General features: G+C 26.6%; 15 protein-coding genes and 1 tRNA gene. 6 read left to right on the top strand and 10 right to left on the bottom strand.

Annotated features, from left to right (window positions below; genetic code table 11):
• Positions 1–43: 43 nt before the first annotated feature.
• On the bottom strand, positions 44–613 hold the full coding sequence (locus BU_RS00195; protein ID WP_010895907.1) for an HAD hydrolase family protein: 570 nt from the start codon (positions 611–613) through the stop codon (positions 44–46).
• Positions 614–792: 179 nt separating this feature from the next.
• Here BU_RS00195 and glmU point away from each other — a divergent pair, with 179 nt between their 5' ends.
• Together glmU and glmS are read left to right on the top strand one after the other, a co-directional pair.
• A complete protein-coding gene (gene glmU, locus BU_RS00190) occupies positions 793–2172 on the top strand; it encodes a bifunctional UDP-N-acetylglucosamine diphosphorylase/glucosamine-1-phosphate N-acetyltransferase GlmU (protein ID WP_009873988.1) in 1380 nt (459 codons plus the stop codon).
• A 69-nt stretch (positions 2173–2241) separates the two neighbouring features.
• Complete coding sequence (glmS, locus tag BU_RS00185; RefSeq protein ID WP_009873987.1) at positions 2242–4071, top strand: glutamine--fructose-6-phosphate transaminase (isomerizing); 1830 nt, start codon at positions 2242–2244, stop codon at positions 4069–4071.
• Positions 4072–4211: 140 nt separating this feature from the next.
• On the opposite strand, the gene rpoH is transcribed toward glmS, so the two are convergent.
• Both rpoH and ftsY read right to left on the bottom strand, forming a co-directional pair.
• The gene (gene rpoH, locus BU_RS00180; RefSeq protein WP_009873986.1) at positions 4212–5066 is read right to left on the bottom strand and encodes an RNA polymerase sigma factor RpoH; all 855 of its coding nucleotides are present in this window, start codon (positions 5064–5066) and stop codon (positions 4212–4214) included.
• A 162-nt stretch (positions 5067–5228) separates the two neighbouring features.
• Entirely contained in the window at positions 5229–6365 is a 1137-nt protein-coding gene (gene ftsY, locus BU_RS00175) for a signal recognition particle-docking protein FtsY (protein ID WP_010895906.1), read from the bottom strand.
• 130 nt (positions 6366–6495) lie between these two features.
• On the opposite strand from ftsY, the gene rsmD reads away from it, so the two are divergent.
• The 3 genes from rsmD (at position 6496) to dnaC (ending at position 8402) form a co-directional block, all read left to right on the top strand.
• Positions 6496–7071, top strand: coding sequence for a 16S rRNA (guanine(966)-N(2))-methyltransferase RsmD (gene rsmD / locus BU_RS00170; RefSeq protein ID WP_009873984.1), 576 nt, complete (start codon positions 6496–6498; stop codon positions 7069–7071).
• Positions 7072–7167: 96 nt separating this feature from the next.
• Positions 7168–7662 (top strand): primosomal protein DnaT, encoded by a 495-nt coding sequence (gene dnaT / locus BU_RS00165; RefSeq protein ID WP_009873983.1) that lies wholly within the window; start codon positions 7168–7170, stop codon positions 7660–7662.
• On the top strand, positions 7662–8402 hold the full coding sequence (gene dnaC, locus BU_RS00160; protein ID WP_009873982.1) for a DNA replication protein DnaC: 741 nt from the start codon (positions 7662–7664) through the stop codon (positions 8400–8402). The genes dnaT and dnaC overlap by 1 nt, the downstream gene beginning before the upstream one ends.
• 17 nt (positions 8403–8419) lie before the next feature.
• Here dnaC and efp read toward each other — a convergent pair whose 3' ends face one another.
• The 3 genes from efp to BU_RS00145 form a co-directional block, all read right to left on the bottom strand.
• On the bottom strand, positions 8420–8989 hold the full coding sequence (gene efp / locus BU_RS00155; protein ID WP_014498809.1) for an elongation factor P: 570 nt from the start codon (positions 8987–8989) through the stop codon (positions 8420–8422).
• 665 nt (positions 8990–9654) lie between these two features.
• Positions 9655–11301 carry a chaperonin GroEL gene (gene groL / locus BU_RS00150; RefSeq protein WP_009873980.1) on the bottom strand — a complete coding sequence of 549 codons (1647 nt, stop codon included), beginning with the start codon at positions 11299–11301 and terminating at the stop codon, positions 9655–9657.
• Between the two features lie 48 nt (positions 11302–11349).
• On the bottom strand, positions 11350–11640 hold the full coding sequence (locus tag BU_RS00145; RefSeq protein WP_009873979.1) for a co-chaperone GroES: 291 nt from the start codon (positions 11638–11640) through the stop codon (positions 11350–11352).
• Between the two features lie 274 nt (positions 11641–11914).
• Here BU_RS00145 and BU_RS00140 point away from each other — a divergent pair.
• Positions 11915–11987 (top strand) — tRNA-Phe (locus BU_RS00140).
• Positions 11988–12006: 19 nt separating this feature from the next.
• Here BU_RS00140 and mnmE read toward each other — a convergent pair.
• The 4 genes from mnmE to rpmH form a co-directional block, all read right to left on the bottom strand.
• The gene (gene mnmE / locus BU_RS00135; protein WP_009873978.1) at positions 12007–13368 is read right to left on the bottom strand and encodes a tRNA uridine-5-carboxymethylaminomethyl(34) synthesis GTPase MnmE; all 1362 of its coding nucleotides are present in this window, start codon (positions 13366–13368) and stop codon (positions 12007–12009) included.
• Between the two features lie 38 nt (positions 13369–13406).
• Positions 13407–15005, bottom strand: a complete 1599-nt coding sequence (gene yidC, locus BU_RS00130; protein ID WP_010895904.1) for a membrane protein insertase YidC — start codon at positions 15003–15005, stop codon at positions 13407–13409.
• 138 nt (positions 15006–15143) lie between these two features.
• A complete protein-coding gene (gene rnpA, locus BU_RS00125; protein ID WP_010895903.1) occupies positions 15144–15491 on the bottom strand; it encodes a ribonuclease P protein component in 348 nt (115 codons plus the stop codon).
• Positions 15492–15503: 12 nt separating this feature from the next.
• A complete protein-coding gene (rpmH, locus tag BU_RS00120) occupies positions 15504–15647 on the bottom strand; it encodes a 50S ribosomal protein L34 (protein ID WP_009873975.1) in 144 nt (47 codons plus the stop codon).
• Positions 15648–16022 lie beyond the last annotated feature (375 nt).

Raw genomic sequence — 16022 nt, 5'->3', positions numbered from 1 at the left:
GACACTCCTAGTAAATTAGCTATTAATTTTAATCCATAACCTTTTAAGTGGTCCCTGATACAATTTCAAGACAACCTGGAATTGAAAAATTAACATGAACTTTATTACCATAAAAATTAATAATTTTTCTTTTGAGAATATGTAATTTTTGAAAATTTCTACTTGTAAAAAAAATTTTACTGATATTTTTAAAATTTAAATCATCTGGATAAAAATATTTATATTGCAATGATGAAAGTAGAGAACAAAAATTATTTTCTACTTTATTATTATTTATATACCATTGATCATTTTGATATACCTGAGTAATAATTTCTTTGTCTGAATATTTTATTCTACATAGTTTTGATGCAATATTTTCATCTAAATTATCACTAAATATTAGATTATTATCTAAATTGTAAATTTTAGAACCATTAGAAGAAATTATAAAAATATTTATTTTTAAACTATCCTTAATCTTCATAATATCTATATAATGACGACCTGAAGCAAAGACAAAATAAAATTTTTTTTGTATTAATATCTGTATAATCTCTTTAGTATATTTTGTTATTTTATTTTCTGAAGTAAGCAAAGTGCCATCTAAATCCACTGCAATAATTCGATACATAAAAAACCTTAAAAACATAATATATTTTATTACGAATACTATATTATATATCTTAATTTGCATGTAAAAAGTATTTATTAAAAATTTTATATTCTCGAATCAACAAATTACGATATAAAAAAAATAATGTACAATCAATTAAAACTATTCAGTAAAAAATATATAAAAAAAGGGTTTTTATGTTAACACAAGAAATCATTATCGTAATACTTGCAGCTGGTAAAGGAACTAGAATGAAATCTAATCATCCTAAAGTACTACATTTTTTAGGAGGAAAAACAATTTTAGAACATGTAATAGAAACTGCTCAATCTATAAAACCTAAAAAAATTATATTGGTTTACAGTGATCAAAAAAAACCTGTACTATCTAATATTTATAACATCCCAATTCAATGGATAATACAAAAAAAACCACAAGGAACAGGTCATGCTATACTGCTAGCAATAAAAAAAATTTCAGATAATACAGAAATACTAGTTCTATATGGAGATGTCCCATTTATTTCTCCAGTATCAATAAAAAAATTACAAAAATCTAAAAAACAATCAAAAATTAGTTTATTAACTGCAAAAGTAAAAAATCCTAATGGATATGGCCGTATTTTACGAAAAAAAGGAAAAGTTATTAGTATAATAGAAGATCAAGATGCTTCCAATGAACAAAAAAATATTAAAGAAATATATTCAGGTATTTTTATAGCTCAAAGTAAAGATTTAACACGATGGCTAAAAAAAATTGATAAAAAAAATGAAAAACAAGAGTTTTATGCAACAGATATTATCGCTTTAGCTCATCTTGAAGGTAGTTTTATTAAAACAATAGAACCATTAAATTATGAAGAGATATTAGGGATTAATAATAAGTTGCAATTATCTAATTTAGAGAAAATTTTTCAAAAAAAACAAATTAATAAACTTCTTATCAATGGAGTTACAATAAAAGATCCATCTCATTTTATTTTTAGAGGAACATTACAACATGGTCAAAACGTTGAAATAGACACAGGTGTGATTTTAGAAAATAATGTTATTTTAGGTGACGATGTTAAAATCGGTCCTGGATGTATTATTAGAAATAGTAGTATTGATAGTAATACTAACATTCAAGCATATACAATTATAGAAAATTCTAAAATAGGAAAAGGCTGTATTATAGGTCCATTTGCTCATTTGCGATCAAATACTTTATTAGATAGAAATGTTCATATAGGAAATTTTGTTGAAACAAAAGATACTTTTATTAAAAATGAATCTAAGGTAAAACACTTAAGTTATCTTGGTAATTCTGAAATTGGTTCTAAAGTAAACATTGGAGCAGGTAGTATTACATGTAATTATGATGGAGCAAATAAATTCAAAACTATTATTGGTGATAATGTTTTAGTAGGTTCTAATACACAACTGATCGCTCCTATAAAAATCGCAAAAAATACTACTATTGCAGCAGGTACTACTGTAACAAAAGACGTCAATACACCATGTTTAGTTTATAACACTAAAGAACAAAAATACAAAAAAAACTGGATGCGTTCAAAAAAAATCATTAAAAAAAATTAACATAGCTTATTAAATCAATATATTTATATTAAAATGAAATTTTTTAATAAAAAAATGAAAGGTATCAATATGTGTGGTATTGTTGCTGCAGTAACACAACGTAATATTGCCAATTTTCTTATCGATGGTATTAAAAAACTAGAATACCGAGGATATGATTCTTCAGGATTGGCTGTAATAGATAATAAAAACAATATTGTTAGAATTCGTTGTGTTGGAAAGGTCAACGAACTTATAAAAAAAACAAATAAAAAAAAAATACTTGGTAGTATTGGAGTTGCTCATACTCGATGGGCTACTCACGGGAAAGTCTCAAAAGAGAATACTCATCCACATATTTCTTCTAATATTATTGTTGTACATAATGGAATTATTGAAAACAATTCCACACTGCGTGGATTTTTAAAAAAACAAGGATATATATTTTCTTCAGATACTGATACAGAAGTAATTGCACATTTATTACATTGGGAACAAAACAAAAAAAAAGATTCCCTCATAAAAGTTATACAAAATAGTATAAAAAAATTAGATGGTAATTATAGTATGGTAGTAATAGATCAAAATAATCCTTCCAAATTAATAGCAGCACGTTCTGGAAGTCCATTAATTATAGGATTAGGAACAGAAGAAAATTTTATAGCTTCTGATCAAATTGCATTATTGCATGTAACAAAACGTTTTATATACTTAGAAGAAGGCGATATTGCCATTGTCGCAAGAAAAGAAATTAACATCTTTAATAAAAATAATTCTATAATTCAACGAGAAGAAGTAGTATCTAATATAGAATACAAATCAGCAAAGAAGGGAAAGTACCGTTATTATATGGAAAAAGAAATACATGAACAACCTAAATCAATTCGTAATACTTTAAAAAATCGTCTAACAAATAGTAATAAAGTACATTTTTCTGAATTAGGATCAAAAGAAAATAATATATTTTATAATACAGAACATATACAAATAGTTGCATGTGGTACTTCTTATAATGCTGCTATGGTTTCTCGATACTGGTTTGAAGAACTTGCAAATATTCCTTGTGATGTAGAAATTGCATCTGAATTTTCTTCAAGAAAACTAGTTGTAAGAAAAAAGAGTTTATTAATTACTTTGTCACAATCAGGAGAAACTGCTGATACGTTATCTGCATTGAGGTATTCTAAAAAACTTGGATATTTAGGAAATCTAACTATATGCAATATGAAAAGTTCATCTTTAGTAAGAGAATCTGATTTTTATATACTAACTAAAGCGGGATTAGAAATAGGAGTGGCTTCTACAAAATCTTTTACGACTCAATTGACTGTTTTACTTTTATTAGTTGCTAAAATAATAAATTCAAAAAAAGAAAACAATAATACCTCAAAAAGAATTGTACAAACATTAAGTATTTTACCTGTTAGAATTGAAGAAATTTTAAAAAAAAAACAATTAATACAAGATATGGCTAATACATTAGCTAATAAAAAAAACATGCTCTTTCTTGGAAGAGGTAATCAGTATCCAATTGCAATGGAAGGTGCTTTGAAATTAAAAGAAATTTCTTATATTCATGCCGAAGCTTATCCATCTGGAGAACTCAAACACGGTCCTCTAGCATTAATCGATAAAAATATACCAGTTATTATGATTGCTCCTGAAAATTCTCTATTAGAGAAAAATAAAAAAAATATTAAAGAAATATGTTCTAGAGGAGGAATAGTTTATGTTTTTTCTAATCAAGAATTTGATTATGAAGAAAATATAAATACTATAAAGCTTCCGTATGTAGAAGAATTAATAGCACCTATTTTTTATACAATTCCCCTACAATTATTTGCTTATTATGTTGCATTAAAAAAAGGAAGGGATATTGATCAACCGAGACACTTAGCTAAATCGGTAACAGTAGAATAAAATTTATTAATCTATAAAAAATTTTCATTAATCTAAAAAAAAAGAGTATGAGTTTTTTGAATGAATTAAACTTAGTCTCATACTCTATATAAATAATTTTTAATAAAAAATTTTTTTTGTATTAAAAATGTCATTTTTAATTAAGCTTCTATGGCTAATTTTAATTTTTTCATTGCATTTTTTTCTAATTGTCGTACGCGTTCTGCAGAAATTCCATAATTATTTGCGATATTCTGCAAGGTATTTTTTTTATTTTTATCTAACCAACGCGCATGAATAATATGACGACTACGTTCATCTAATCTTAATAACGCGCTACTTAATTTATTCGCAGCATGTTCTTCCCAATTATCTTGTTCTACTCCATTGGCAAAATTAGAAGTTTTATCTTGTAAATATTGTATAGAGCTATTTGTTTTACTATCACAATGCTCTTCAGGTGACGGATTAAAAGCAACATCTTGAGCGGACATTCGAGATTCCATTTCTCTTACATCTCTACTGCTAACGCCTAACTCTCTAGCTACTATTTGAATTTCTTCTTCATTAAACCATCCTAATCTTTTTTTTGTTTTTCTTAAATTAAAAAATAGTTTTCTTTGAGATTTAGTAGTAGCAACTTTCACGATACGCCAATTACGTAAAACATACTCATGTATTTCAGATTTAATCCAGTGAACTGCAAAAGACACAAGACGTACGCCTATTTCTGGATTAAATCTACGTACTGCTTTCATTAATCCTATATTGCCTTCTTGTATGAGATCAGATTGCAGTAAACCGTATCCTGAATAGTTACGTGAAATATGAATTACAAAACGGAGGTGAGATAAAATTAAAGTTTTTGCCGCATCTAAATCGCCATTATAACGCAATCGTTTGGTTAATTTTTTTTCTTCTTCAATTGACAGCATCGGCCATAAATTAGCTATTCTGATATAAGCATCTAAATTACCTGGTGGTGTTACAGATAAAATCTGTACTTTATTAATCATTTTAATTCCCGCATCAACGAATCATATATACTGAATTATAAACATGTGGGATATACCTATAGTACTTTAATTAAAAATATAAATCAAAGATTTATACAAAAAATAATTAAACTATATTTTATAAAAAATAGAACATTTTTATTTTTAAAATAATATCCTTTTCTATGTAAATATAGACTCAATAAATTCTTGACTATTAAAATGACCTAAATCTTGCATTTTTTCACCAATCCCAATATAACGAATAGGAATTTGAAATTGATCAGCCAAAGAAAAAACAACTCCTCCTTTTGCCGTTCCATCTAACTTTGTAATTATAATTCCAGTTAAATTTAATGCTTTATGGAATATTTCTGTTTGTTGTATTGTATTTTGTCCATTACATGAATCAATAATTAACAGTTTTTCATGTGGTGCAGATATATCTATTTTTTTAATTACTCTAACTATTTTTTTTAACTCTTCTATTAAATGCAATTTATTATGCAATCTACCCGCTGTATCAATAATTAAAACATCTATTTTTTTTGATTTAGCTGATTTTACAGCATCAAATATTACTGCTGCAGGATCTGAACCAGAACGTTGTGCTATTACAGGTATATTGTTTAATTTTCCTAATGTTTGAAGTTGTTCTATACCTGCAGCTCTAAATGTATCTGCAGCAGCTAACATGATAGATTTCCCTTCTAGTTTATATTTTTCTGCAAGTTTAGCAACTGTTGTAGTTTTTCCTGTACCATTGACTCCTACAACTAAAATCACAAAAGGACTATGACTAGATATTTCTAAAGGTATTTCAACTTTTTTTAAAATATTAAACATTTTTCTTTTTAATAAAAAATACAATTTTTCAGAATTTTTTAAATCTTCACGATTGACATCTTTAATTAAATTACTAATAATTCGATTAGTGGTATTAATTCCAATATCAGCTAACAACATTTTTTCTTCTAATTCTTCAAAAAGAACTTCATCGATTTTTTTTGATAAAAAAATTTGATAAATTTTATCACCAAGATTCTTTTTTGTTGTTTTTAAACTTTTTTTCAAACGCAAAAAAAAATTATTTTTTGTGTTTTGTGCCTTCTCTATATCTTTACCATGATCATTAAGTGTATCTATTTCATCTTTTTTAGGATTATCTTGTTTAATTAAAAGATCTTTCTTGGTATATAAGTCTTCATGATTAATATCATGATTTTTATCTGTATTATTTTGTCTAATATCTATTGTTTTCTTTTTTTTTATTTTAGAACTTAACCAAGAAAAAAAACCATTTTTTTTACTATCTTTCATGTTATTTTGCCTTTTACTTTATAAGTCAAAACTATTTTTCTCAAAATATCTAATATTAAAAAATAAAATATTTTTAAGTCGTTGTTAATATTTAGATAAATTATATCACTAACATAAATAATTTAATAAAATGAACAATTCTTTTTTTAGAAAAAATAGTAAAATTTACATTATTTCTGGAAATCTTAAGGGAAGAAAGATATCTTTTAAAAACATTCCAAACTTACGTCCTACTACTAATCAAATAAGAGAAACACTATTTGAATGGTTATCTAAATACATTAAAAACTCTCGATGTCTTGATTGTTTTGCAGGTAGTGGTGTATTAGGGATAGAAGCTATATCTCGTTATGCAGCCTTTTCAACTTTATTAGAAATAGAAAAAAAAACATTTCTTACTCTTAAAAAAAATATAAAAGAGTTAAACATATACAATGTAGAAATTATACGTACTAATACGCTGCATTGGTTAAAAAAAACTAGAAACAAACCATATGATATAATTTTTATTGATCCTCCTTATCATCAAGGATTAGTTAAAAAAACTATTAATTTACTAGAAAATAAAAAATGGATTAAAAAAAATTCTTTTATTTATATAGAACAAGAAAAAAAACAATCCATAATTGTACCAAAAAATTGGACTCTATATAAAAAAAAAATTACAAATCAAATACAATGCTATCTATATATTTGCAGTACATAAGATCAATCAATAAGAATAATAATATTTTGTTTTAAAAAGTCCGATAATATACAATATACGTAAACATTTTAAAAAATTAAATACAGTGAAATACTTATGAAGATTTTAATTTCCGATAATATATCTCTTGAATTATTTTGTAAAAATCCCATAAAAATTTTAGAAAAATCAAACAAAGGAATTATAGGAGTATTAAAAAATAAATCCCCTATTTTTTATGTAATTACACCTTATATATTAAAAAAAATATTTGATCTTGAATGTAATCTGTTAGATCTAGATAAAACAAAACAACAAATCTCAAAAAAATTTTCTATGCATCCACAATGGACTCCAGATAAAGATTTCATTCGTCAAGCTGCATTATGGGGGATTACGTTGACTGAAGAAATATTAGAATCTGAACTGGCATCTTTTATTTCTTATTGGCAAGCAGAAGGTTGTTTTTTTCATCATATACAATGGCAGCAAAAATTAGCTCGAAGTCTACAAAAAAGCAGATCAATTAGTTACATGTCACAAAAAAAACGAGACATTACATATATTCCAACACCCGATCAAACTGTACCAAATGGATTTAGAGGTAAATAATGACATTTTATACTGAATTTTTTAAACGTCTTCAACGTCTTATGCCTAAAAATATTAAACCTAAATTTGATAATGATGAAGACTTATTAGCTTGGAATCAAGAACAAGGAAGATTGTCATCTGAATCTATAATACGTGAAAATAAAGCAATGAAAATGCAACGTGTACTAGGCAGATCAGGTATTCGAGAATTATATATGAACTGTTCATTTGACAATTATAAAATCGAACATGATGGTCAAAGAAAAGTACTAAAAGCATCGAAACGCTATGCAGAAGAATTTAATGAAAATATTGCTAGTTTTATTTTTTCAGGTAAACCCGGAACAGGAAAAAATCATTTGGCATCTGCTATAGGAAATTACTTAATTTTACATGGAAAGAGCATTTTACTTGTAACAGTAGCTGATTTAATGTCTAATATGAAAGGAACGTTTAGTGGGACTAGTAATATCACTGAAGAAAATTTATTACATGATCTAAGCAGCGTCGATTTGTTAATGATTGATGAAATTGGTATGCAAACTGAATCTCGTTACGAAAAAGTAATTATTAATCAAATAGTTGATAGAAGATCATCTTCAAAACGTTCTACTGGAATGTTGTCTAATTTAGATCATAAAGGAATGAAAAGTTTATTAGGTGAAAGAGTCATTGATAGAATGCGTTTAGGAAATAGTTTATGGTTAACTTTTGAATGGGATAGTTACAGACAATATGTTAAGGGAAATGAATACTAATATATAAAAAAATTTTTCTATTTTATTCGCGATACATATTCACCCGATCTTGTATCTACTTTAATTAATGAACCAACTTGAATAAACAACGGGACTCTTACAATAGCACCTGTACTTAATGTAGCTAATTTAGTACTACTAGTATTAATAGTATCGCCTTTTAGAGTTGCTTGAACATGTATGACTTTTAGATTGACAAAATTATTAGGTGTAATTGAGATAGGTTGATTATTCCATAAAGTTACAATACATGTATCTTGTTCTAATAACCATTTTTTATGTACTCCAATAATTTTTTCATCTACTGATAACTCCTCAAAAGTATTATTATTTATAAAATACCAAAAACGACCGTCATTATATAAATAAGAAAGTGTATATTCTATAATATCAGCGATTTCTAAAGAATCTGTAGATTTAAATGTTTTCTCTATAAGTTGTTTTGTTAATAATTTTCTCAATTTTACACGAACAAAAGATTGACCTTTTCCAGGTTTTACAAATTCACTAGATTCTATCAAACACGGCTCGTTTTCGAAAATAATTTTACGACCTGAACGAAAATTATTACTATGATATATTCTCATACAACCTCTATTTATATGAAAAGATTTCTGATTATATAACATTATTAATTTATGTTGCTAAGTAAAATATATTCTAACATAAAAATATAATACACAAATAAAGTAAAGTATAGTCTTCTATATAAGAAAATAATATTTTAAATGCTAAATATAATTTTTAAAAAAATCATTATATAAGCATATAAAATACCTACAATTACATTTTGAATCCAAGTTTTATAAAAAAATATAAAAAATTTAAAATAGATGATCGTTATAGCACCTCTATATATAAATCTTTAATATGTATTTAGCTCCTTCTAAAATTATCACCTTAAATGATGTTTAGTATCAAAAAAATAAAATACTATTTGATGAGTTATTTTTATAAATTAAAAAAGGTACTATTGTTTTATTGATTGTAATTTTACTATTAAAGTATTTAATAATACTGATTCAAAAAAATTTAGAGATTTTTTTTTACATAAAAATATTTTTATATATTCAATATTAGAAAATAGTGCTGATTATTTTTAAACGTTATTAGAACAAGATTCTAATCATTTATTTCAAAAGTAAAATAATTTCTATATTCAAAGAACATAAAAAATTTCCTCAGAATAGTGATTCTGAGGAAAGGTATTTTTAAAATTGTTTCAAAAAATTGTAATAAAATAAACTTTTTATTACATCATTCCACCCATGCCACCCATTCCTCCTGCTGGAGAAGAACTAGAATCAGAAGATTTATCTTCTTTAGGCAAGTCAGTTACCATACATTCTGTTGTGATCATTAGACCAGCGACAGAAGCAGCATACTGTAAAGCAGAACGTGTAACTTTAGTTGGATCTAATATACCAAAATCTATCATGTCACCATATTCATCAGTAGCTGCATTGTAACCATAGTTACCTTTTCCGTCTTTTACATTGTTTGTAACTACAGAAGGTTCTTCACCAGAATTAGAAACAATTTGACGTAATGGAGCTTCCATTGCACGCAAAGCAACTCGAATACCTACGTTCTGATCTTCATTTTGACCACGTAAATCAGCTATTTTCCCTGCTACACGCACTAATGCAACACCACCTCCAGCAACTACACCTTCTTCTACAGCTGCACGAGTAGCATGTAATGCATCTTCAACACGAGCTTTTTTTTCTTTCATTTCTACTTCTGTAGCCGCACCTACTTTTAGTACTGCAACACCGCCTGATAGTTTAGCTAAGCGTTCATTTAATTTTTCTTTATCATAATCAGAAGTAGCTTCTTGAATTTCTTGTCGGATTTGACTAATACGACTTTGAATGGAGTGTTTTTCTCCTACACCACCAATAATAGTTGTAGTGTCTTTGCTAATAACAACACGTTTTGCTTGTCCTAAATCTTCTAAAGTAGATTTTTCTAATTCCATAGCTAATTCTTCAGAGATAACAGAACCACCAGTAAGAATTGAAATATCTTGTAACATTGCTTTACGACGATCACCAAATCCAGGTGCTTTTACTGCTGCGACTTTTACAATTCCTCTCATTGAATTAACTACTAAAGTTGCTAAAGCTTCACCCTCTAAATCTTCAGAAATAATTAATAGTGGTTTTCCTGATTTTGCAACAGATTCTAATATTGGTAACATTTCACGAACATTAGATATTTTTTTATCAGCCATTAAAATATATGGGTTTTCTAATTCAACAATACCTGTTTCTGGTTTATTGATAAAATATGGAGATAGATAACCACGATCAAATTGCATCCCTTTGACAACTTCAAGTTCATCCTGTAAACCTGTACCTTCTTCTACTGTAATAACTCCGTCATTACCAACTTTTTCCATTGCTTCTGCAATTAAAGAACCAACTTTTTCATCTGCATTTGCAGAAATAGTACCAACTTGTGTAATTGCTTTAGAATCAGAACATGGTACAGATAAATGTTTTAATTCTTCTACAGCACTGATAACAGCTTTATCAATTCCACGTTTCAGATCCATTGGATTCATACCAGCTGCTACTGCTTTTAAACCTTCATTTACTATAGATTGTGCTAATAATGTTGCTGTTGTGGTACCATCACCTGCTGCATCGTTTGCTTTTGATGCAACTTCTTTTACCATTTGAGCTCCCATGTTTTCGAATTTATCTTCTAATTCAATTTCACGGGCTACGGATACACCATCTTTAGTAATACTAGGTGCTCCAAAAGATTTATCTAGAACTACATTTCTACCTTTTGGTCCTAAAGTCACTTTTACTGCATCTGCTAATACATTAACTCCACGAAGCATTTTAATGCGGGCTTCATTTCCAAATTTTACATCTTTAGCGGCCATTTGACATCCCCTTAAATCAATTTTTCAATGGATATAGCATGTGGTTTACTATTCAACAATTGCTAAAATGTCGCTTTCAGTTAGAATTAATAATTCTTCGTTATCAATTTTTTCTGTTTTTGCACCATAACCTTCATTAAAAATAACAACATCACCAACTTTTACATCTAATGGTTTAATGTCTCCATTATCTAAAACACGACCTTTTCCAACAGCTGTCACTGTTCCTCGAGTCGATTTCCCTGCAGCAGATCCTGTTAATACAATACCACCTGCAGATTTTGATTCGACTTCTTGACGCTTAACAAGCACACGATCATGCAATGGACGAATTTTCATATGATAATGCTCCTGTAAATAATCTTTCTAGATTATTTTAAAAAATTATTTTTTATTAATTTAATATTTTTCTCTTATTTTAAATATAGGGATATTTATTAAAACTTTCAAGGGTAAAAATTATTTTTTTATTTTTTTATTTAAGAAAGTTTATATTTTAAAATATTTTAAAAAAGTAATTTTTTTTAAAAAAACAATAAAATATAAATATAAAAAATTTTTACAATAAAAAACATTGACAACATTTTACATTTGATGATTTAATATAAAAAAAGCCCGGATAGCTCAGTTGGTAGAGCAGGGGACTGAAAATCCCCGTGTCGGTGGTTCAATTCCGCCTCCGGGCAAATTTTGTTCTTTTAAAATTTATTTTCCAATACAAAAACTTGAGAAAATATGATTTAATAAGTCTTCAGAAGTACACTGACCTATTATCTCGCCTAAAAACTTACTTATAATACTTAAAGATTCTGCTAGTAATTCAATATTCTCAGACTCTCTCCATGTATTTTCGGCAGTTAAAAACTCATCGTACGCTAAATCAAGTTGTTTGATATGACGACGACGAGCAATGAAAACACTTTCATTATTTATATTTTTTTCAATTTTTATTATATGTTCACGTAAAATATTAACACCCTCACCTGTACGTGCTGATATACTAATAAATGCCGTTCCATCTATTTCTTTAATACCAAATTCATCTTTTATTAAATCGTTTTTATTTAAAACAAATGTTACTTGAGTTTTATTGTTTAAAATATTTTTCATAAAATCATCACATATTTTTTTTTGTTTTGATTTACTAAGTGTCTTATCAATTACAAAAAGAACATGATCAGATTTTCTAATCATTTCCCAAGCACGCATGATACCAATACGTTCAACTTTATCATCTGTATCACGCAGACCTGCTGTATCAATTAATTCACATCTAACACCATTAATACTGATATCTTCATATAGAAGATCTCGTGTAGTACCAGGTATATCAGTTACTATAGCTCTATCAGAATATGATAAAATATTTAATAAGCTAGACTTCCCGGAATTAGGAAGTCCAGCAATTACGATTTTTTTCCCTTCTCTTAAGAGACTTCCTTTTAAAACTGTAGCCTTTAATTTCAAAAATTTATCATGTAGTTCTCGAAATTTTATATTAATTATATCCTGCATATTAATATTAATTTCTTCTTCTGAAAAGTCTATATTTGATTCTATATTAATACGAAATTCAATAATCAAATTCATCAGTTCTTTAATAAAAAAAGAAAATTTTCCTTGTAATGAATTTAATGAAGCACGAGCGGATAATTCTGTTTCTGAATTAATTAAATCATCTATAGATTCCGCTTGAATTAAATCCATTTTTCCATTTAAAAAAGCACGTTCAGAAAATTCCCCTGGTTTAGCCATTCTAATATTATTAATAGACAAAATCCTTCTTATTAGTAAATCCATTATTAATGGACTACCATGGCCTTGTAATTCTAGTACATCTTCACCTGTTAAAGAATGAGGAGCAGGAAACCATAAAGATATTCCTTTATCTAATATTTCATTATTTTCATCTAAAAAGTTTGAATAAGTCGCAAATCTAGCTAGTGGAATTTTACCTAAAATTTTTATAGCAACTATCTTTGTCTGAAAACCAGATATTCTCAATATTCCAACAGCACTTTTTCCTGGACAGGTAACTTGGGCGACAATAGTTTCATTACGCATCATAAATTATTTTCTTTATATATATCAAAAATCAAACAATTTTATCTATTTTTTTCTAAGTTAGATAAGATAAACTTTTGTTGTATAATAGTGACTAAATTACTAATTATATAGTACAAAACTAATCCTGAAGGAAACCATAAAAAAAACGCAGTAAAAATCACCGGCATAAAATTCATAATCTTTTTTTGAAGTGGATCAGAAATATGATTAGTAGAAGATATCTTTTGAATAAAAAACATTGTTAAACCCATTATCACAGGCAGGACATAGTAAGGATCTTGACTCGATAAATCATGAATCCACAATAAAAAAGGAGCATGACGTAATTCAACAGATCCTATAAGCATATAATAAAGAGATAGAAAAATTGGCATTTGAATAAAAATAGGTAAAAATCCACCTAAGGGGTTTATTTTTTCTTTTTTATATAACAAAATCATTTCCTGACTAATACGTTGTTTATCTTTTGAAAATTTTTCTTTTATTTCCTGTATTTTAGGTTGTAACGCACGCATTTTTGCCATGGAAATATACTGCGCTTTTGTTAAAGGATAAGTTAACCCTCTCATAATAAAAGTAATTAAAATAATAGAAAAACCCCAATTTCCTATAATACTATATAAAATAGTTAGTAATTTAAATAATGGTTGAGATAAAAACCAAAGCCAACCGTAATCAACTGTTAAATCTAAATTTGGCGCAACTAATTTCATTTCTTTCTGTATTTTCGGACCAATCCATAACTTTGATTTTATAATCGATCTAGAATTAGGTGGAATATTAATTATAGGAGACTTATATCCAATTACCGCTGTGTCATGATCTAAACTAGATGTATATATTGTATTTTTACCTAAATTATCAGGAATCCAAGCAACAGCAAAATATTGTTGTAGCATTGCTATCCATCCACTTTCAGTCATAATATGCAAGTTTTTATTATTAGCGATCATATCAAATTTATATTTTTCATATTTATTATCATCACTTGAATAAGCTGCACCACGAAAAGTTTGAAGAGCAAAATTTCCACTATAAACATTACGTTTTTTAGGTAAATTGATTGTTTGTTTTATTTGTCCAAATATATTCATATTCAAACTTTCTTTGCTTGGATTATAGACGTCATACTCTATTTGAACATCATATCTATTTGGTTTAAGAATAAAAGTTTTTTTATAAATTACACCATTTTTACTTAACCATTTGATAGGAACACGCAATTCTTTTTCGTTAGGTCCTAATACAAAAAAATTTTTATTAGCAGAATATAATGGTCTACTATCATTTATTGAACTATCAGGTCCATCTTTTCCAATTAATCCGCTTTGTGCCTGATAAATAAAATCCGATCCAGTTTCAAGTAATTTAAAAGGTCTAGATGAATATAATGTATCCTTGTATGCGAGTAAAGATGCCTCTTCTACATCACCACCATACATATTAACAACTAAACTAATTACATCATTTTTGATAAAAATTTTCTTTTTATTTTTTTTTACATCAATAAAATGAAAAATTGGATCTATTTTTTCATTTGTTTTTTTATTTAAAAACATTTGACTTTGCCATGCCTGCCAAAGTAGAAAAGAAACAAATAAAAAAGCAAAAATAAAAAAATTACGTTGTACTTCCATAATTAATATTCACTTTTATCTCTAATATTCACAGTTAAATAACTATATTTAAAGGGTACTACTTCAATTGACATAAAATTATTTTAATCATATTTAAAATAGATAATGTATTTATAATATATAGAATAAAAAATATTATTATCTATAATAATTAGACCACAAACTATTTAGCATATCTATTATTCTTGTATTATTTAAAAAGAGAATATTTTTTTTTGCTATCACTACAAAGTCCATTGAAAGTAATTTGTATTGTAATAAACGAAAAGTCTCTCGCACTAATCGTTTAATCAAATTTCGATTATGAGCATGCTTAATGTTTTTTCGAGGTATGCTAAGACCTAATCTAGGATGTCCTAATAAATTAAAACGTCCTAAAATACTTATTTCTAAAGTATTTTTTTTTTTTACAGATCCATTGAAAACATCTTGAAAACTTGTAGAGTCAGATAATCGTAATTGTTTTTTAAAAAAATAATTCAACAAAATATTAACCTACTATTTGCTAGAAACAGTTAAACGTGTTCTTAACTTAGCACGTCTTCGTGATAAAATATAACGACCATTTTTTGTTGCCATACGAATTCTAAATCCATGTGAACGATTACGTTTTAATATTGATGGTTGAAAAGTTCGTTTCATTTTAATATTTACCTTACTATTTTTTGTTGAATATAATTTATAAAATTCACGTTTAATAAGATTAATTATTCTAAATGCTATAGTCAATTAACTTTATTTAAATCATTGATTATAAAAAATATTATAAAAATTTTTATCAATTAAAATACATTCGATATCAACTGATCTAAAAAAATATTTTTAATTTTGTATTCTGGTATGATAATTATGTTTTTTTATAAAAATGACAGTACATTTAAAAATCACTTCTTGAGATAAAAAATATCTTAACAATATATTATATCCTTTTCGTTATACTCGCCAATCTTAGATTGTATAACTTTTAATATAAAAAACATAATTTCATATAAAAAAAATTATATAAAATTATATATA

The organism is Buchnera aphidicola str. APS (Acyrthosiphon pisum) (assembly GCF_000009605.1).
Taxonomy (GTDB): domain Bacteria; phylum Pseudomonadota; class Gammaproteobacteria; order Enterobacterales; family Enterobacteriaceae; genus Buchnera; species Buchnera aphidicola_I.
The sequence above is the reverse complement of the archived record's forward strand: the minus strand, read 5'-3'. Positions and strand labels throughout refer to the sequence as shown.

Excerpts from the sequence above, each read along its gene's own strand:
- BU_RS00195 (WP_010895907.1), bottom strand. The coding sequence starts at position 613 with ATGTATCGAATTATTGCAGTGGATTTAGATGGCACTTTGCTTACTTCA.
- glmU (WP_009873988.1), top strand. The coding sequence starts at position 793 with ATGTTAACACAAGAAATCATTATCGTAATACTTGCAGCTGGTAAAGGA.
- glmS (WP_009873987.1), top strand. The coding sequence starts at position 2,242 with ATGTGTGGTATTGTTGCTGCAGTAACACAACGTAATATTGCCAATTTT.
- rpoH (WP_009873986.1), bottom strand. The coding sequence starts at position 5,066 with ATGATTAATAAAGTACAGATTTTATCTGTAACACCACCAGGTAATTTA.
- ftsY (WP_010895906.1), bottom strand. The coding sequence starts at position 6,365 with ATGAAAGATAGTAAAAAAAATGGTTTTTTTTCTTGGTTAAGTTCTAAA.
- rsmD (WP_009873984.1), top strand. The coding sequence starts at position 6,496 with ATGAACAATTCTTTTTTTAGAAAAAATAGTAAAATTTACATTATTTCT.
- dnaT (WP_009873983.1), top strand. The coding sequence starts at position 7,168 with ATGAAGATTTTAATTTCCGATAATATATCTCTTGAATTATTTTGTAAA.
- dnaC (WP_009873982.1), top strand. The coding sequence starts at position 7,662 with ATGACATTTTATACTGAATTTTTTAAACGTCTTCAACGTCTTATGCCT.
- efp (WP_014498809.1), bottom strand. The coding sequence starts at position 8,989 with ATGAGAATATATCATAGTAATAATTTTCGTTCAGGTCGTAAAATTATT.
- groL (WP_009873980.1), bottom strand. The coding sequence starts at position 11,301 with ATGGCCGCTAAAGATGTAAAATTTGGAAATGAAGCCCGCATTAAAATG.
- BU_RS00145 (WP_009873979.1), bottom strand. The coding sequence starts at position 11,640 with ATGAAAATTCGTCCATTGCATGATCGTGTGCTTGTTAAGCGTCAAGAA.
- mnmE (WP_009873978.1), bottom strand. The coding sequence starts at position 13,368 with ATGATGCGTAATGAAACTATTGTCGCCCAAGTTACCTGTCCAGGAAAA.
- yidC (WP_010895904.1), bottom strand. The coding sequence starts at position 15,005 with ATGGAAGTACAACGTAATTTTTTTATTTTTGCTTTTTTATTTGTTTCT.
- rpmH (WP_009873975.1), bottom strand. The coding sequence starts at position 15,647 with ATGAAACGAACTTTTCAACCATCAATATTAAAACGTAATCGTTCACAT.